15 protein-coding genes are annotated in these 18,241 nt (G+C 65.9%); 6 read left to right on the forward strand and 9 right to left on the reverse strand.

All coding sequences use genetic code 11. The features are described from left to right. Nucleotides 1-7: 7 nt before the first annotated feature. The 6 genes from ACT6UX_RS27740 to ACT6UX_RS27765 form a co-directional block, all read right to left on the reverse strand. Nucleotides 8-712 (reverse strand): ABC transporter ATP-binding protein, encoded by a 705-nt coding sequence (locus ACT6UX_RS27740; RefSeq protein WP_444778397.1) that lies wholly within the window; start codon nt 710-712, stop codon nt 8-10. Nucleotides 713-725: 13 nt separating this feature from the next. Further along, on the reverse strand, nt 726-1,505 hold the full coding sequence (locus ACT6UX_RS27745; protein WP_444778398.1) for an ABC transporter ATP-binding protein: 780 nt from the start codon (nt 1,503-1,505) through the stop codon (nt 726-728). Between the two features lie 29 nt (nt 1,506-1,534). Continuing rightward, complete coding sequence (locus tag ACT6UX_RS27750; protein ID WP_444778399.1) at nt 1,535-2,848, reverse strand: ABC transporter substrate-binding protein; 1,314 nt, start codon at nt 2,846-2,848, stop codon at nt 1,535-1,537. Nucleotides 2,849-2,925: 77 nt separating this feature from the next. Beyond that, complete coding sequence (locus ACT6UX_RS27755) at nt 2,926-4,878, reverse strand: alkyl/aryl-sulfatase (RefSeq protein ID WP_444778400.1); 1,953 nt, start codon at nt 4,876-4,878, stop codon at nt 2,926-2,928. Nucleotides 4,879-4,883: 5 nt separating this feature from the next. After that, complete coding sequence (locus ACT6UX_RS27760; RefSeq protein WP_444778401.1) at nt 4,884-5,861, reverse strand: Bug family tripartite tricarboxylate transporter substrate binding protein; 978 nt, start codon at nt 5,859-5,861, stop codon at nt 4,884-4,886. Nucleotides 5,862-5,954: 93 nt separating this feature from the next. Next, complete coding sequence (locus tag ACT6UX_RS27765) at nt 5,955-7,148, reverse strand: MFS transporter (RefSeq protein WP_444778402.1); 1,194 nt, start codon at nt 7,146-7,148, stop codon at nt 5,955-5,957. Nucleotides 7,149-7,294: 146 nt separating this feature from the next. Here ACT6UX_RS27765 and ACT6UX_RS27770 point away from each other — a divergent pair, with 146 nt between their 5' ends. The 4 genes from ACT6UX_RS27770 (at nt 7,295) to ACT6UX_RS27785 (ending at nt 12,865) form a co-directional block, all read left to right on the forward strand. Then, entirely contained in the window at nt 7,295-8,011 is a 717-nt protein-coding gene (locus ACT6UX_RS27770) for an AraC family transcriptional regulator (protein ID WP_444778403.1), read from the forward strand. A 158-nt stretch (nt 8,012-8,169) separates the two neighbouring features. Next, on the forward strand, nt 8,170-9,984 hold the full coding sequence (locus tag ACT6UX_RS27775; RefSeq protein ID WP_444778410.1) for an FAD-dependent oxidoreductase: 1,815 nt from the start codon (nt 8,170-8,172) through the stop codon (nt 9,982-9,984). Continuing rightward, nucleotides 9,969-11,813: a 2-oxoacid:acceptor oxidoreductase subunit alpha gene (locus ACT6UX_RS27780; RefSeq protein WP_444778404.1), complete on the forward strand. Its 1,845-nt coding sequence runs from the start codon at nt 9,969-9,971 to the stop codon at nt 11,811-11,813. Before ACT6UX_RS27775 ends, ACT6UX_RS27780 begins: the two co-directional genes overlap by 16 nt. Beyond that, entirely contained in the window at nt 11,810-12,865 is a 1,056-nt protein-coding gene (locus ACT6UX_RS27785) for a 2-oxoacid:ferredoxin oxidoreductase subunit beta (RefSeq protein WP_422015565.1), read from the forward strand. Before ACT6UX_RS27780 ends, ACT6UX_RS27785 begins: the two co-directional genes overlap by 4 nt. A gap of 142 nt (nt 12,866-13,007) precedes the next feature. Here ACT6UX_RS27785 and ACT6UX_RS27790 read toward each other — a convergent pair whose 3' ends face one another. Beyond that, entirely contained in the window at nt 13,008-13,493 is a 486-nt protein-coding gene (locus ACT6UX_RS27790; protein WP_444778405.1) for a cupin domain-containing protein, read from the reverse strand. Continuing rightward, nucleotides 13,490-14,155: a helix-turn-helix domain-containing protein gene (locus tag ACT6UX_RS27795; protein ID WP_444778406.1), complete on the reverse strand. Its 666-nt coding sequence runs from the start codon at nt 14,153-14,155 to the stop codon at nt 13,490-13,492. Before ACT6UX_RS27795 ends, ACT6UX_RS27790 begins: the two co-directional genes overlap by 4 nt. 82 nt (nt 14,156-14,237) lie before the next feature. Here ACT6UX_RS27795 and ACT6UX_RS27800 point away from each other — a divergent pair, with 82 nt between their 5' ends. Continuing rightward, nucleotides 14,238-15,167 carry a hypothetical protein gene (locus tag ACT6UX_RS27800; RefSeq protein ID WP_444778407.1) on the forward strand — a complete coding sequence of 310 codons (930 nt, stop codon included), beginning with the start codon at nt 14,238-14,240 and terminating at the stop codon, nt 15,165-15,167. On the opposite strand, the gene ACT6UX_RS27805 is transcribed toward ACT6UX_RS27800, so the two are convergent. Further along, complete coding sequence (locus ACT6UX_RS27805) at nt 15,150-16,865, reverse strand: ABC transporter ATP-binding protein/permease (RefSeq protein ID WP_444778408.1); 1,716 nt, start codon at nt 16,863-16,865, stop codon at nt 15,150-15,152. The two genes, ACT6UX_RS27800 and ACT6UX_RS27805, sit on opposite strands and share 18 nt — an antisense overlap. 81 nt (nt 16,866-16,946) lie before the next feature. Between ACT6UX_RS27805 and ACT6UX_RS27810 the strand changes: the two genes are divergently transcribed. Continuing rightward, a complete protein-coding gene (locus tag ACT6UX_RS27810; protein WP_444778409.1) occupies nt 16,947-18,236 on the forward strand; it encodes an RsmB/NOP family class I SAM-dependent RNA methyltransferase in 1,290 nt (429 codons plus the stop codon). Nucleotides 18,237-18,241: the final 5 nt, after the last annotated feature.

Genomic DNA, 18,241 nt, shown 5'->3' on the forward strand with positions numbered 1-18,241 from the left:
GCCTCACCTAAACGCCGAGATACGCCTGCCGAATGGAATCGTTGGCCAGCAGATCGGCCGACGCGCCGGAGGCCCGGATCGAACCGGCCTCCAGCAGGTAGGCGCGATCGACGGCCTGCAGCACCTGCTGCACGTTCTGCTCGACGATCAGTACCGTGAGGCCGCCGGCCCGGATGCGCTTCACCAGCTCGAACACCTGCTGCACGACGACGGGCGCGAGGCCGGCCGACGGCTCGTCGAGCAGCAGCAGCTTGGGATCGCTCATCAGGGCGCGCCCGATGGCGCACATCTGCTGCTCGCCACCCGACATGGTCCCGGCGAGCTGGTTGCGACGCTCCTTCATGCGCGGGAACAGGTCGAATACGAAGTCCATGCGCTCGCGGTAGCGGGCCCGCGCCTCGGGCATGAACGCACCCATGCGCAGATTGTCCTCGACGCTGAGCCGTGGGAACAACCGCCGGTTCTCCGGCACGTGGGCGATGCCGAGGCTGACGATCCGATGCGGCGCGGTCGCCAGCACGTCGGTGCCCTGCATGCTGATCGAGCCCCGTGTCGGCCGGATCAGGCCCGAGATCACGCGCATCAGTGTGGTCTTGCCCGCGCCGTTGGGGCCGATGACGCCCACGGCCTCGCCGGCCTTGACGTCGAGGTCGACGCCGAACAGTGCCTGGAACCTGCCGTAGCCGGCGTCGATCGATCTGAGTTCGAGCATGCGTGCCGTCCCGTCAGCGCTTGGCCGGGCTGCCGCCCGCGGCCGCGGCGGCGGCAGCCGTCGCCTGCGTGGCGTGAGCATCCGTGCCCAGATAGACCTCGATCACGCGGGGATCATGCGACACAGCGCTCGGCAGGCCCTCGGAGATCTTCTCGCCGTGATCCAGCACCATGACGCGGTCCACGACCTTCATCAGGACGCCCATGATGTGCTCGACCCAGATGATGGTGATGCCGAGTTCGGTGCGGATCTTGCGCAGCATGTCGGCGGCCTGGTCCATCTCGGTCTCGTCGAGGCCGCCAAGGCTCTCGTCGGCGAGCAGGAGCTTCGGCCCCGTCGCGATCGCCTTGGCCAGTTCCAGCTTCTTGAGACCCGCTGCCCCCAACCCGTCCACGCTGGCGCTGCGATCGGTCGGCAGGCCGACCATGTCGAGCGCCCGCTCGGCGGCTTCCTCTGCCTTTGCCAGGCTGTGGCTGCCCTGCCCGTAATAGCCCGCCAGTGCCACGTTCTCGAAGATGGTCAGGCGGCGAAACGGCCGTGGAATCTGGAACGTGCGCCCGACGCCGCTGTTGATGATGCGATGCGGCGGCAGGCCCGTAATGTCCTTGCCGTCGAACCGGATCGACCCGGCGGTCGGCGCGAACGTGCCCGACAGCATGTTGAAGATCGTGCTCTTGCCCGAGCCGTTGGGGCCGATCAGGCCGAGAATCTCGCCCTGATCGACCTTGAACGATACGTTGTTTACGGCTGTGAAACCGCCGAAACGCTTTACCAAACCCTCGACAACCAGCACAGCGCGCCCTCGTTCGTTGCGGCCGTGGCCTACTGGTTGCTGAAGCCCGAGGTCTTGGGCAGGGGCAGAACCGGCTCGCGCTGCTGCTGGCTCTTCGGCCACACGACGTACGACTTGTCGTCGACATACTGGATGATGACCGGGAAGGAGCGCTCGTTCTGTCCGGCGATCGGCGAACCCTCGCCTGCGAACTTCACGCCGAAGCCCAGCATCGTGCCGCCTTCCGGCAGGTCGACCTCGAGGGCGGCCTTGCGCAGCGCCTCAGGATCGATGCCGCCATACTTCTTGATGGCGCGCGGCAGCACCTCGGTGAAGAACACGTAGGTGTTGGAAGCCGCGATACCGACATGGGCCGAGCGGATCGCGACGCCGGGCTTGATCTTGTCGAACTCCTCGCCGACCATCTTGATCATCGGCGGCAGCTTCGGATCGAGCGTCGCCTGGTTGGCGAGCCAGATCGAGATCGGGTCGATGTTGAACACGTAGTTCACGTCGCTGCCCATACCGTCCTTGAGCTTCTCGTAGACGCCGTAGCCCGCGCCGTGGCCGACCAGCGCGCCGAACTTCAGGCCCTGCTCGCGCGCCTGGCGGGCGAACAGCGTGATGTCGGGGTTGTAGCCGGTGTGGAAGATCACGTCGGGACGGGCGCGCTTCAGCTTGGTCACCAGCGACGACAGGTCGGGCGCCGTGGCCGAATAGCCTTCCTTCATGACGATATTGAAGCCGGCCTTCTTGGAGCCCGCCTCGTTGCCCTTGGCGACGTCGACACCGTACGATCCATCCTCGTGGATGATCGCCACGCGCATGTCCTTCGGCTCCTTGCCGAACTTCGCCTTGGCGTTCTTCTCGATCATGTCGGCAGCCATGAGGCCGAATTGCTGGCCGCTCGCCTGCGGGCGGAACACGTACTTGAGATTCTTGTTCTCGACGACGCCCGTCGAGATGCAGGTCGTGATCCACATGAAGCTCTTGAGCTGCTCGACGCGCGCCGCGACGGGCACGCATTGCGCCGAGGAGAAGAAGCCGAGCACGAGGTTGACCTTCTCCTGCTCGATCAGTCGTACCGCCTCGTTGATGGCGACGTCCGGCTTGCTCTGCGCGTCGGCGTAGATCGCCTCGATCTTGTAGCCTTCGACGCCACCCTGCTTGATGAAGTTGTCGATCATGATCTTGGCGCCGGTGTAGTTCAGCTCCGAGCCACCGCCGGCCAGCGGGCCGGTGAGATCGTAGATGACGCCGATCTTGATCTTCTTTTCCTGGGCCTGGGCGGAGACCGCCATGCCAAACGCCGTGAGGGCGGCAACCGCCCCACCCAACAAGCGGACAGCCTTACGCTTGAGCATAAATTCCTCCCATAGACTTTTTAGTAGTCGTTGTCCCCATCACAGGGAACGCGGGAGGTTCTGTCAAGCGTTTCGCGCTACCGCCCCTCGCCCGGCGTGAGGATCTCGAACATCATTCCCGTCGGCGGATCCATCATCGTGAACAAGGCACCGAGTTTCGGGATCTCGCCTTGGAGTTGCAGGGCGCCGCTCGCCACTGCGTCGGGAATGGTGAGCTTGCGCATGACGATGGCGTCCATGGTCGCGCGCGTCGTGGTGACGGAGACGTCGGCGTTCGCCGCGATCTCACCCATGCGATGCGTGAGCGTGCTGTGCTTCAGCGTGAGCACCAGCGTCTCGTTGCGATCGGTGAAGCGCCAGTTGACGATCAGCGAGTGGCCGACCGCCTTCTTCGCATCGAGACGTATCGCCAGCAGGTCGAAGAAGACGTCGCTGGTGAGGCCCGCGAGCGTGTCTGCCCCCATGCCGGGACGCACCGGCATCTGGAACACGCCGTGACGCAGCTCCTGCGCGCCATACAGGAAGGCGTTGCGCCAGGTGGCGGACTCCGCCTGGTATCCCATCTGCTCCAGCGCGTCGGCGCAGAGCGTGCGGGCCTCCACGTTGCCAGGCTCGGCGTAGACGACTTCCTTCATGACCTGGGCGACCCAGCGATACTCGCCCTTCGCGAAGTCCGCCCGCGCCTTCTCGACCACGGCTGCCGCGCCGCCCATGTATTCGACGAACTTTGCGGCCGCCGGAGCCGGCGGCAGCGGGTGCAGGTTGCAGGGATTGGCGTCGTACCAGGACAGGTAACGCTGATAGACGGCCTTCACATTGTGACTGACCGATCCGTAATAGCCGCGCACCGTCCAGCGCTCGGCGAGACCCGGCGGGAGGTCGATCACCTCGGCGATCTCGGCGGGCCGCCAGCCCCGGTTCATGAAGCGCAGTGTCTGGTCGTGGATGTGCTTGTAGAGGTCGCGCTGCGCCTCGAGATAATCGATGATCTTCGCGTTGTCCCAGGTCGGCCAGTGATGCTGGCCGATCAGCACCTTCGTCTTCGGCCCGTACATCGCGATCGCGTCGCCGATATACTTGGCCCAGATGCGTGGATCGCGCGCCACGGCGCCGCGCAACGGGATGAAATTGTGCAGCAGCGGGCAGGCATTCTCCGCCATGTTGAGGACGCCGAGCTGCGGATAGAACATGTGCATCTCGGCCGGTGCCTCGGTCTCGGGCGCCAGCTGGAAGACGATCTCGATGCCGTCGATCACATGCGTCTCGACCGGCTTGGCGATCGACTGTGTCGGCGCGATCAGGCCGGGCGTGCCGCGTGCCACGCTCTTGCCGAGACCGGCATCCACCTGGCCGCGCGGCCCGCGCGGCAGCATCGTGCCGAACTGGAACTGCGCGCGACGGGCCATCGGTGGTCCCGCCAGCACGTTCTCGCCCGACACTGCCTCCATGAAGCCGGCTGGCGCGATCACCCGCACCTTGCCCGCCTTGACGTCGGCCTCGTCGACCACGCCGCGCACGCCGCCATAGTGGTCGATATGGCTGTGGGTGTAGATCACGGCGACCACCGGCTTGCGGGGCCGGTGCGCGTAGTAGAGCTCGAGGGCCGCGCGGGAAACCTCTGCCGTGGTCAGCGGATCGATCAGGATCAGCCCGCTGTCGCCCTCGATTACCGTCATGTTGGCGATGTCGAAGCCGCGCAGCTGGTAGAGCCGGTCCGTGACCTTGAACAGGCCATTCGCGAGGTTGAGGCGCGCCATGCGCCACAGGCTAGGGTTGACCGTGTCGGGTGCCAGCTCGCCGTCGATGAAGGCATACTCGCCCAGGTTCCACAGCACCGTACCGCCGCCGGTACGCACGATCCCCTCCGGCACGGTCGCGATCAGACCGCGCTTCGCGGCTTCGAAGTCGGCCGTGTCAGCGAACGGCAGCGTCGCCGCCATCGCGGCATTGGCGGCCTTGGTTGCAGGTTCGGCGTCGCGCGCGGCGTCGAGATGGGAGGAAGGAACCGGTACTGCCGACGCGGACGCCATGACTGCTAGCCCTCGATCTTGATGTTGTTTTCCTTGACGACCTTGGTCCAGCGTTCGGTTTCGAACTTGACCCTGTCGAGATAGGCCTGCGGCGTGCTGCCCGTCGTGAAGAATCCGAGCTCGGCGAACCTCTTCTTGACCGCCGGGTCCTTGAGCGTCTCGAGACAGAGCGCGTTGAGCTTCTCCACGATCGGCGCCGGCAGGCCGGCAGGCCCCACGAGTCCGAAAAACGCTGCGCTCTCCAGGTCCTTCATGCCGAGTTCGGCCACGGTCGGGACATCGGGACAGACGGTCGAACGCTCGGGCGAAGCGACGGCAATGCCGGTCAGGCGGCCAGCTGCCACATGCATGCCGGTCGGCAGCACGACGTCGATCATGATCGGCAGGTGCCCGCCCATGACGTCGCGCAACGCATCGGCAGCGCCCTTGTAGCTGACGCTCTCGAGGTTGAGCTTGTTGCGGGTGCGGAACAGCTCGCCCCACAAGTGCGGCTGGTTGCCCATGCCCGACGTGGCATAGCGCACGCGCTGCGGCTGCTTGTTCACCCATTCGGCGAACTCGGCGTAGTTCTTCGCCGGCAACGCCTTGGCGTCGATCGCCAGCAGATCTGGGATGTCGACCAGGGTCGAGATCATCTGGAAATCCTTGAGCGGATCGAATGGCTGCTTGAGGCCGAGGGCGACATTGGTGGCCATCGTCGCGGCGCCCAGCAGCAGCGTGTTGCCGTCGGGCTTGGCCTTGGCCACCACATCCATGCCGATGATGGTGTTGCCACCGCCCTTGTTCTCGACGATCACCTGCTGCCCGAGCATGCCCGACAGCTTCTCGGCGACGATGCGCGCGGCCGTGTCGGTCGACCCACCGGCCACATAGGGCACCACCAGCCGGATCGGCTGGCTGGGCCACGCCTGCGCCCGCACCGACGACGCTCCGACGATCGTCCAACCGGCGGCTCCCGCCAGTACGCCACGTCTCTTGATCATGATCCTGCCCTCATTGTTTCATTTGGAGGGAGGATCGCAAACGCGCGACGGCCACGCAATGCGCGCGCGGCCGTCGTTTTGCAGGGAGACTTGCTACTCGGCGGGCTTCGGCGCCGCCGAAGCGGCATGCACGTCACCTTCGCTGGGAAGCATCGACAGGGCAAGGAACGAACAGAAAGCCACGCCGGCCAGCACCGACAGCAGCACGGGGAAGCCCGCATCCTTCACCGCGGGGCCGATGAGCGCCACGACGAAGGAACTCACGCCGAAGCCGATCGCCAGGCGAACGCCGGTCACGCGGCTGCGCATGCGGTCGTCGATATAGCGCACGATCATCGCATCGGTGAACGGTATGGCACCGAACACGAGCAGCATGAAGGCGATGGCCGTGAAGAACAGCGCCCAGCCCTGGACCTGCGAGGCGAGCAGGAACAGCGGGACCTGCAGCAGCACGATCGGCAGGTAGATGTTCTTCAGCGGATAGCGGTCGATCATCTTGCCGACCACGAGCTGGGCGAGCGAGGCCAGCGCGAAGATGATGAACAGCATCGTGGCCAGCATCGCCGGATCCTGCGCGATGGTCTTGGCGCGGTTGGCCAGCAGCTCGCCGTTTCCGTTGGTCGTGAAGTTGAAGATGATGCTGCCGGTCACCGCGGTGAAGGTCATGATGGCGAACACACGCGCCATGACCGACGGCGGCAGGTCGAGCATCTTGGCCTTTCGCTTGGCCGGCGCCATTTCCTCGCGCGGCACCAGAGCCACGAAGGCGACGGCGCAGATCAGGCAGATGACGCCCGGGATGATGAACGCCGCCTGCCAGCCGAAGCGCTGGGCAATATAGACCGAGAGGCCCGCCGCGATGGCGATGCCCATGTTGCCGGCGAGGCCGTTCACGCCGATCGTGAAGCCGGGATTCTTCGCCTTTTGGACCAGCATCGGGATCCCGACCGGGTGATAGATCGAGGCGAAGGCGCCCATCAGGGTCAGCGCGGCGCCGATCTGCCACTTGTTGGTGCAGAGCGCGATGATCAGGGCGGAGACTCCCATGCCCACGAAGAAGATCACCATCATGATCCAGCGGCCCCAATGGTCGCCGAGCCGGCCGCTGACGATCGAGCCGGCGCCGAACATGAAGAGCGCGCCGTAGTTGAACGGCGTGAGCTCTGTCCACTCGACGCCCCACACCCCGGCGATGACGCCCCAGGAATAGGCGAAGACCACCAGGATCCAGTGATCCATGGCGTGGCCGATATTGAGCAGGATCGAAGTTGGACTGCCGTGGCTCATCTTGTTGTTCCTCCAGGAACGTCGAGACTAGGCTTGGTCCGCCTGTCTGGCTTGCGCTATATTGCCAACTAATGTCGCGAAAACGCCAAACCGGCCGCTCGACCGATCCTGAGGACTACCAGCAGGTCCCCCGGGCGGTCGCAGCCATGCCCAAGGATTTCCCCGACAGCTTCGAAATCGCGCCGCACCGTCATCGCCGCGCCCAGCTCATCTACGCGACCGCCGGTACGATGCGCGTGTCCACGGAAGAAGCCGTCTGGGTGGTGCCGCCCCAGCGCGCGCTGTGGATGCCGCCCGGCATCCACCATTCGATCGTGATGTCCGGCGACGTGACGATGCGCACACTCTATCTGCGCCAGGATGCAGCGGCCGGAATGCCCGACATGTGCCGCGTCTTGCACATATCTCCCTTGCTGCGCGAACTGATCGTGCGCGCGACCGAAATGCCGGTGGACTATGACGAGCGCGGCGCGGCCGGCCATGTCGTGGCGCTGATCCTCGACGAGTTGCACCGCGAACCTTCCTTGCCGCTGCATCTTCCGATGCCGCGCGACAAGCGACTGCATCGCCTCTGTTCGGCCCTGCTCGCCCATGCAGGCGACCAGCGCACCCTGGAGGAGTGGGCGGGCTGGGCCAATGCGAGCCCGCGGACGCTGGCCCGTCTGTTCTTGACGGAAACCGGTTTGACCTTCGGGGCCTGGCGCCAGCAGGCAAGGGTGCTGGAGGCAATGGGCCGTCTGGGCGGCGGCCAGGCCGTGACCGACGTCGCCCTCGATCTCGGCTACGAGAGCGTCAGCGCCTTCAGCGCCATGTTCCGGCGCGCCTCGGGCGCTTCGCCCAGCGCCTATCGCCCCTCCCGTTAAGACCCTCCAGCGCGTGCGGGATTTCCCGCACGTTTGCAAATGGTTAGCGCTTGACGCTGGATGGTAATAATCCCCCAATGCGCCCCCCGTTTAGGGTAATCTAAACCGTCGTTTACCAGTTTCTGAGTCGCCGCTCCCGCCGCCGCCTGGAGTTTATGTTGAAGCCGACTGACATCGCCAATCCCGACTACTTTCATAAAGTCGTCGATTGCCAATGGGCCTGTCCTGCCCATACCCCCGTCCCCGAGTACATCAGGCTGATCGCGCACGGACGTTACTCCGATGCGTACATGATCAACTGGAAGTCCAACGTCTTCCCGGGAATCCTTGGCCGGACCTGCGACCGTCCCTGCGAGCCGGCCTGCCGGCGCAGCCGCGTCGAGGACGAGACGCTGGTGAAGGGCAAGAAGGAGCCGGTCGCGATCTGCCGCCTGAAGCGCGTCGCCGCCGACTACAAGGACGACGACGACATCAATTCCAAGATGCCCAAGGCGGCGGCGAAGAACGGCCGGCGGATCGCCTGTATCGGCGGCGGCCCCTCCTCCCTCACCGTCGCGCGCGACCTCGCGGTACTGGGCTACGAGATCGTCGTCTACGACCAGGATCCCAAGCTCGGCGGCTTCATTCGCACGCAGATCCCGCACTTCCGTCTGCCTGAGTCGGTGATCGACGAGGAAGTCGGCTACATCACCGGCATCGGCAACGTCGAGTTTCGACATCAGAAGGTCGACTCGCTGAAGGCCGTCCTGGCTGAGGGCTACGACGCGGTGTTCGTCGGCTCGGGCGCGCCGCGCGGTCGCGACCTCGACGTGCCGGGCCGCAAGGAAGCCTCGGCCAACATCCATATCGGCCTCGACTGGCTGTCGTCGGTCTCGTTCGGCCACATCGACAAGGTCGGCAAGCGCGTGATCGTGCTGGGCGGCGGCAACACGGCGATGGACTGCTGCCGTACCGCCCGCCGTCTCGGCGGCGAGGACGTGAAGGTCATCGTCCGCTCCGGCTTCGACGAGATGAAGGCGTCGCCCTGGGAAAAGGAAGACGCGATCGGCGAGGACATTCCCATCCTCAACATGCTCGTCCCGAAGGAAGTCCGCCACGAGGGTGGCAAGATCAAGGGCGTGCTCTTCGAGAAGGTGGTTGCGAAGTACGACGACAAGGGCCGCCGCTCGCTGGTCCCGTCGGGCGAGCCCGACGAGTTCCACGAGTGCGACGACGTGCTGGTCGCGATCGGCCAGGAGAACGCCTTCCCGTGGATCGAGAAGGACGCCGGCATCGAGTTCGACAAGTGGGGTCTGCCCCAGCTCAACGAGAAGACCTTCGCCAGCACGCATCCGAAGGTGTTCTTCGGCGGCGACGCGGCGTTCGGCCCGAAAAACATCATCTGGGCGGCCGCGCACGGCCACGAGGCGGCGACCTCCATCCACAAGATGCTGATCGGCGAGAACCCCGAGGAGCGTCCCGCGCCCGGCGTCAACGTGGCCAGCCAGAAGATGGGCATCCATGAGTGGAGCTATGACAACGCTCCCACCATCGACCATCGCCTCAAGGTCCCGCATCGCCCCAAGAAGGAGGCGCTGAAGGACATCATGGCCGAGGTCGAACTGGGCTTCGATCCGCAGCTCGCTTTCAAGGAGGCGCAGCGCTGCCTCAACTGCGACGTCCAGACCGTGTTCAGCGGCCAGCTCTGCATCGAGTGCGACGCCTGCGTCGACATCTGCCCGATGGACTGCATCACCTTCACCGAGAACGGTGAGGAGAAGGAGCTGCGCACGCGCCTGATGGCGCCGGCGATGAACCCGACCCAGGACCTCTATGTCGGCGACGGCCTCAAGACCCAGCGGGTCATGGTCAAGGACGAGGATGTCTGCCTGCATTGCGGCCTGTGCGCCGAACGCTGCCCGACCGGCGCATGGGACATGCGCAAGTATTACATCGAAATGACACACGCGGAGCACGCATGCCGCAAGCAATAGCTGCCGTTAACGATTTCGTCGTCAAGTTCGCGAACGTCAACGGATCCGGATCGGCCTCGGCCAACGAACTCTTTGCCCGGTCGATCCTGCGCATGGGTGTGCCCGTCAGCCCGCGCAACATCTTCCCCTCGAACATCCAGGGCCTGCCGACCTGGTACGAGGTGCGCGTCACCGAGAAGGGTTATCTCGGCCGGCGTGGCGGCGTCGACATGATGGTCGCGATGAACCCGCAGACCTGGGCCGAGGACGTGAAGGAGATCACGCCCGGCGGTTACCTGTTCTACGATTCGACCAAGCCCATGCCGTCGTCGATGTTCCGCGAGGACATCAACGTGATCGGCGTGCCGCTCACGGCGATCACCAACGCCACCTACTCCGACGCCCGCCAGCGCCAGCTCTTCAAGAACATCATCTATGTCGGCGCGCTCTCGGTGCTGCTCGACATCGACGAGAAGGAAATCCAGCGGCTGTTCGGCGAGCAGTTCAAGGGCAAGGAAAAGCTCATCGATTCCAACGTGAAGGCGATGAACCTCGGCCGGGACTGGGTGAAGCAGCATGTCGATCCCGACCTGGTGAAGCTCAAGGTGCGCCACGCCGACAATGTCGGCGACCGCATCTTCGTGGAAGGCAACAGCGCGGCCGCGCTGGGCGCCGTCTATGGCGGCGCCACGGTCTGCGCCTGGTATCCGATCACGCCATCTTCTTCGCTGGCCGAGGCGTTCCAGAGCCATTGCAAGAAGTTCCGGCACGACAAGGAGACCGGCAAGGCCAAGTACGCGATCGTGCAGGCCGAGGACGAGCTCGCCTCGATCGGCATGGTGATCGGCGCCGCCTGGAACGGCGCGCGCTCCTTCACCGCCACGTCCGGTCCCGGCATCTCGCTGATGACCGAATTCATCGGCCTCGCCTACTTCGCCGAAGTCCCGGCGGTGCTGGTGAATGTGCAGCGCGGCGGTCCCTCGACCGGCATGCCGACGCGTACCCAGCAGTCGGACCTGCTGGGTTGCGCCTATGCCTCCAACGGCGACACCAAGCATGTGCTGCTGTTCCCCGAGGATCCGCGCGAGTGCTTCGAGTTCACCGCCGAGGCGCTCGACCTCGCCGACCGGCTGCAGACCCCGATCTTCGTCATGACCGACCTCGACATCGGCATGAACCACCGCCTGTGCAAGCCGTTCGCCTGGGACGAGAACCGCGTCCTCGACCGCGGCAAGGTGATGACCGCCGAGGATCTCGAGGCCGGCAAGACCTTCGGCCGCTACCTCGACGTCGACGGCGACGGCATCCCGTTCCGCACCTATCCGGGCACGCATCCGACCAAGGGCTCCTACTTCACGCGCGGCACCACCAAGGACGAGTTCGCGCGCTACTCGGAAGAAGGCCCGGTCTATGTGCGCAACATGGAGCGGTTGCAGAAGAAGTGGGAGACCGCAAAGAAGATCGCGCCGCAGCCGCTGCGCTATTCCTCGCCCAAGCCGACCCGCTTCGGCGTGATCTACTTCGGTTCGACCAGCCCCGCGATGGACGAGGCGCTCGACCATCTCGAGACCGAGGGCCATCACGTCAACGCGCTGCGCGTGCGCTCCTTCCCCTTCGCGCAAAGCGTCGAGGACTTCATCCACGAGCACGACCGCGTCTTCATCGTGGAACAGAACCGCGATGGCCAGTTCCGCACCATGCTGCTCAGCGAATACACGCTCGACGCGCGCAAGATCGTGCCCGTCCTGCACTATGACGGCACGCCGATCACGGCGCGCTTCATCGCGAACGACATCACCCAGAAGCTCAGTCAGCTCAAGGTTGTCTCTTTCGACAAGGCCGCGTCATGACCTACATCGCCAAGCCCCGGCTCCATCATCCCTCGCTCGTCAAGAACAAGGCGGGCTTCACGCGCCGCGACTACGAGGGCGCCGTCTCGACGCTGTGCGCCGGCTGCGGCCACGATTCGATCAGCGCCGCGATCATCCAGGCCTGCTACGAGCTCGACATCCTGCCGCACCAGGTCGCCAAGCTCTCGGGCATCGGCTGCTCGTCCAAGGCGCCGACCTACTTCGTGGGCGCCAGCCACGGCTTCAACACCGTGCACGGCCGCATGCCGTCGGTGATGACCGGCGCCAACCTGGCCAACCGCGACCTGATCTACATGGGCGTGTCGGGCGACGGCGATTCCGCCTCGATCGGCCTCGGCCAGTTCGCCCATGTCATGCGGCGCGGCGTCAACATGACCTACATCGTCATGAACAACGGCGTGTACGGCCTCACCAAGGGCCAGTTCTCCGCCACCGCCGACAAGGGCTCGATCAGCAAGAAGGGCGTCTCCAACCCCGATTCTTCGATCGACATGGTGTCGCTGGCCATCCTGATGGGCGCCACCTTCGTCGGCCGCTCCTTCTCGGGCGACAAGCACCAGCTCGTGCCGCTGATCAAGGCGGCGATGGACCACAAGGGCGCGGCCTTCCTCGACGTCATCAGCCCCTGCGTGGCCTTCAACAACCACGCGGGCTCGACCAAGAGCTACGACTATGTACGCGAGCACAACGAAGCGCTGAACCGCATCGACTTCATCGAAACCCGCGAGGAGATCACCACCTCCTACGATCCCGGCACCACGAAGATCGTGCAGCAGCATGACGGTTCGATCCTGCGCCTGCGCAAGCTCGGCGAGGACTACGATCCGTCCGACAAGGTCGCGGCCGTCAAGCGCGTCCAGGAGGGCCTGCATGCCGGCGAGGTGGTGACCGGTCTGCTCTACGTCGATCCGACCCCGAGCGACCTGCACGCCAACCTGAACACGGTCGACGTGCCGCTAAACACGCTGAACGCCCCGGAGCTCTGCCCCGGCACCTCGGCACTCGACAAGATCAACGCGAGCCTGCGCTGACAAGACTCCGTCGTCTCGACCGTAGCGCGCAGCGCGGAGTGGAGAGACCTTTTCTCTACGAGCAGCCGGCATTTGGTAGGGCGAAGGTCTCTCCACTCCGCACCTTCGGTGCTCCGGTCGAGACGACGGTGATTCATGAATTCTAAAGGTCGACCCGTTCCTCGGCGATCGACTTGCGCGTCTCCATGTTGAAGCGGCCGGCATAGATCGGGCGTTCACCGGTCGTCGGGCCGGGGTACTGCACAATCAAAATCTCGCCGCCGGTCTCGGTCCGGAACTCGCCCTCGAAATGCGGATCGGGGTGATAGAGCATCGTTCCGGCCGGGCAGATGCGGCCATCGATCGTAAACTCGCCCTTCAGAACCAGCCAGACCTGGGCGAAGCCGTGATAGTGCTCGGGGTGATGAGCGCCCGGCTCTAACCGCAGGATTCCGGCATTCGGCTGCGTCGGGTCGTCGGGCCGCGGATGGAACAGCATCTTGCCGGTCTCGCCCGGCCAGCGGATCGTTTCCCAGTCGACCTCGTCGAGATGGCGCACCTGGTAGGGCTTGTGGTCACGACGGGAGGCCTCGCGCTCGGTGGACAGCGTCGCATTGGCCGCCGCCGTGTCGGGAACATGCTTGCTCATGCCTGGCTTTCCTCCTTCGGCTTCTCTTCCTTGATTTTCGAGGACGCGAGGCGCCACCAGTCCGGCACCTCGGCCGCATCGGCGGGCTTTGCCACCGACATCAACACCTGGGCCTGCCCACGCCCGGCATTCTCGGCGCGGTGCGGCTGTTGCGAATCGATCAGGATTCCGTCGCCCGCCTTCAGCAGGTGCTGTTCGTCGCCGACATGGAACAGCACTTCGCCCGACAGCACGTAGCAATGCTCCTGGCCAGGATGCGAGACGGTCGCCTCCATGCCCTTCGCGCGCGGGAAGACCAGATGGAAGACCTCCATGCGATCGAGCGGTGCGCCGCCGCCGAGGTGGCGCCAGCGGTAGCCGGTCGCGGCCACCTCCTGCAGCCCGCCCTCGCCAGCCCTGTGCACGGCAACCATCGTCTTGGCCGGTGCCGCCTCGCTGGGAAAGAGTTCGTGCAGGCCCAGCCCCAACGCGTCGGCGAGCTGGATCAGGTTGGCGATCGAGGCCGCCGCCTGTCCGCGCTCGAGCTTCGACAGAAAGCCTTCGGAGACCCCCGCCCGGCCGGCCACATGGGCGAGCGTCAGGCCGGCCCCGGTCCGGGCGGTCCGCAGGCGATGGCCGATGTCACGGGTGGTTTCGGCGATGCGCTCAGGTGATCTGCTCATCCCCTCTGATGGACCGGACTTTCATTGAAGGCAAGTTGTCTTTCTCCACTGGCATGCCTGCGAAACGGCTAAGCTGTCGTCCATGGACGACACCGCGACAGGCTTCCGGCTCGGCGAGGCTGGCTTCTTCCCGTGGGGAACGCGCTTCAATGCCGTGGTTCGAGACTTCGAGGGAATGGGCTATGCCTGCCGCCCCCTGCCCTGCACGGAGGCCTACGGCTTCGCCACCTGCTCGGCAGAACCTTCCTCGCCGCGGCCCGACCGGCCGGTCCTGAGCGTAACCTACGAACTGGCCGCCACCGCCACCCCTTCGAAAGACCTGTTCGCCCGGCTGGTGATCCGTCTCGGCGCCCCGCAGACGATCCAGCGCGACGAGCTTTCGCCCCATGCAGGCTTGTCCAGCCATGTCGTGCTCCATGCCACCTGGAGGACGGTCGACGGCATCCCCATCGGCCTCTCGCTCTACGGGGCGCCGCGCGCCACCGAGTTCGGAGAAAGCGCCGGCGCTCTCTACCTGAGCTGGGGTGATCTCGAGGCGGCCGCCGCTCCGTGGATCGGGGACTGGCACGCGGCCAACGACGCGGTCCCGCGCGCGGCCCAATCGCCGGGTCCGATCGAGCGGTTCAGGGTCGGCTACGACGTGCGGACGAGCGACGCCCACGAGCCGCTTCGTATCGCCCACCGTTGCCTGAACGCGCCCGAGTTGCTCGAGACGCCGCGCTCGATCGCGCTCGGCCTCGGCGACCGGGGCTTCGCGCTGTGGAGCGACGCGACGGGCAGGCGCTGGCACCTTTCGACGTCGGCCTGCACGATCGTGCTGGGCGGGCCGGAAACCTCGCGGGTCAGGGTCGCCAGTGTACAGCCGGCGCGCGGTGGCGGCTTCTCTTCCATCGACATCGGCGGCTGGTGGGCACGCGATGCCTGGAACTCGCGCGCGATCGAGGAGGCCGTGCACGCCCTCGATCGCGTGCCCGGCCTCACCATCGAGCGCTCGTCAGGTCACGACGTTTAGGGCTCCCGTCTCGCCCGGCGCACGCTTCAGGTCGAGACGCGTCTCGTGCCACTGACGCAGCGACGGACGATGGCCAATCGACACGACAGTCGCCTGCGGCAGCCGCTCCTTCAGCACACTGTAGACCGCCGCCTCGTTGGCCTCGTCGAGCGAGGCCGTCGCCTCGTCGAGGAACAGCCAGTCGGGCTTGAAGACCAGCGCGCGCGCGATCGCGAGGCGCTGCTGCTCGCCGCCCGACAGGATATTGCTCCAGTGCGCCTCCTCGTCGAGACGGCCGGAGAGATGGCCGAGCCGCGCCGCCTCCAGCGCCTGCACGATCTCGGCATCGTTGGCCGTGGAGGTTTCGTCGGGATACTTCACCGCGTCGCGCAGGGTTGCGATCGGGATGTAGGGCTTCTGCGGCAGGAACAGCACGCGCGCGCCGGCCGGGATCAGCACCCGCCCGTGCCCGAACGGCCAGATGCCGGCCAGCGCCCGGAACAGCGTGCTCTTGCCCGAACCGCTCGAACCGGAGATCAGCGTCCAGGCTCCCTTCGGCAGGGTGAGGTTCAGGTCCTTCAGAAGGGTCTGGCCGGTGGGCAAAGCGAGATCGAGGCCGCTGGTGCCGACATCGATACGCCCGGCCTCCGCGCCGACGGTGATGTTCTCCGGCGGCTTCTCGTCGATCGCGGTTTGCAGCCCCTTCAAGCGGTCCATCACCGCCCGCAGCTCGGCCACGTTGGTATAGTTGTCGATGAAGAAGGACAGGGCCGACTGCACCTGCCCGAAAGCCTGCGCCGTCTGCATGACGACGCCCAGCGTGATCGCGCCGGCAAAGAATCGCGGCGCCGTCACGATGTAGGGGAAGATGATCGCGAGCTGGCCATAGCCGATCTGGTAGAAGACCAGCTGCATCTCGGTCACCAGCACGCGCCAGGCATTGTTGAACACGTCGGTGAACTTTTCCTCGAGCACCTCGTTCTCGCGCGACTCGCCGCGATAGAGCGCGATGCCCTCGGCATTCTCGCGTACCCGCATCAGGCCGAAGCGGAAATTCGCCTCGTAACGCTGCTGCAGGAAGTTGAGCGGGATCAGTCGCCGGCCGACCAGGTTGGCCAGCCAGGTGCCGAGGAAGGCGTAGATCAGCGCCGCCCAGACCATGTAGCCGGGGATCACCACGTCGAGCCCGATGAAAGACAGCGACATCGGTCCCGACAGCTGCCACAGGATAAACAGGAAGGAGATCAACGTCGCCACTGCGCTGATCAGGCCCAGCAGCAGGGTCATCGTGTAGAAGCCCAGCAGCCGCAGATCCTCGGAGATGCGCTGGTCGGCATTGTCGACCTTGCGCTCAAGCTCGATCCGGTAGTAGCCGCGGCCGTCGAGCCAATGGGAGAGATAGTGTCCCGTCAGCCACCGCCGCCACCGGAGGCGCAGGTACGGGCTGACCAGCCCGCGCGCCACCCCGAAAGCGATGGCCAGCGCGGCGATCCAGCCGAAATTGCCCATCTCGGTCCAGAAGGCCGCTTCGTCCTTATTCTGCAGGCTGTCGTAGAAGCGCCGGTTCCATTCGCTGAAGGCGACGTTGACCGTGACGCTCGCCAGGGTGAGCACGATCGCACCCACCAGCAGGGCGATGGCGATCCAGCGCTCCTCCGACCGGAAGTACGGGACGACCAGCCGCCACCAGTCGGCGAAGTAGGAACTCACGCTCTTCATGCAGAAAATCCTTTCGGGCGGCACACTGCCGAGGCAGCGCGACGATGACAACGGCGCGCGCGGCAGCTATAGCGCCGCACGATGGATGCCACCCCTCTCGCCTCCCGCCGCGCCGCAGTCGATGTGCTGATGGCTTGTCTCGACAAGGGCCAGCCGCTCGACGACGCGCTGGCCGGCCATCGCGGCTTCACGGCGCTCGATCCGCGCGACCGCGCCTTTGTCCGCCTGCTGCTGGCCACGACCGTGCGCCACCTGGGCGAGATCGAGGGCGTGCTGTCCGGCCTGATCACCAAACCCCTGGAGGGTGCGAACGCTGTCGGCCGTCAGGTCCTGCGCCTGGGGGCCGCCCAGCTGATGTTCCTCGGCACGCCGCCTCATGCGGCGGTCGATACCTCGGTGCGCCTGGTCGAGGATGCCGGCCTGCACCACCTCAAGGGCCTGATCAACGCCGTGCTGCGCCGGATCTCGCGCGACGGCGACGCCCTGCTGGTCGATCGCGACCCCGCCCGCCTCAACACGCCGCGCTGGCTGTGGGAGAACTGGATCCACGCCTATGGCGAGGATACGACGCGCGCCATCGCGTCGGCACACCTGCACGAGGCGCCGCTTGATCTCACCGTCCGCCGGGATGCCGATTTCTGGGCCGACCAGCTCGAAGCCGAGAAGCTCCCGACCGGCACCCTGCGGCGGAAGGGCGGCGGCCACATCGCCGAGCTGCCGGGCTTTGCCGAGGGCATCTGGTGGGTGCAGGACGCCGCCGCCGCCCTCCCCGTGCGTCTGCTGGGCGACGTCACCGACAAGCGCGTCGCCGATCTCTGCGCCGCGCCGGGCGGCAAGACGATGCAGCTCTGCGCCGCCGGCGCCCAGGTGACGGCCGTCGACATTTCGGCCCGCCGCATGACGCGCCTCGGTGAAAACCTCGCGCGCGCCGGCCTGTCGGCCAATCTCGTGACCGCCGATGCGAGCAAGTGGACACCCGAAGAGAAGTTCGACGCGATCCTGCTGGACGCCCCCTGCTCCGGCACCGGCACCCTGCGCCGCCATCCCGACATCGCCTGGCTGAAGGACGAGGAGGATGTCGCGCGGCTGAACGTCACCCAGGACCGTCTGCTGGTTCACGCTCTCAGCCTGCTGAAGCCCGGCGGCACCCTGGTCTACGCCGTGTGCTCGCTGCAGGAGGACGAGGGAATCGAGCGCATCAACGCCCAGCTCGTCCGCAATCCGCAGCTCAAGCGCGTGCGTGTCACGCCGGCGGAACTCCCGGGCCTCGAGGACGCCATCACCCCGCGCGGCGACGTCCGCACCCTGCCCTTCATGTGGGCCGAGCGCGGCGGCCTCGACGGGTTCTATATCGCGCGATTGACCTTATAGGAGCG

The sequence above is a fragment of the Reyranella sp. genome (genome assembly GCF_052439685.1).
Classification (GTDB): Bacteria; Pseudomonadota; Alphaproteobacteria; order Reyranellales; family Reyranellaceae; genus Reyranella.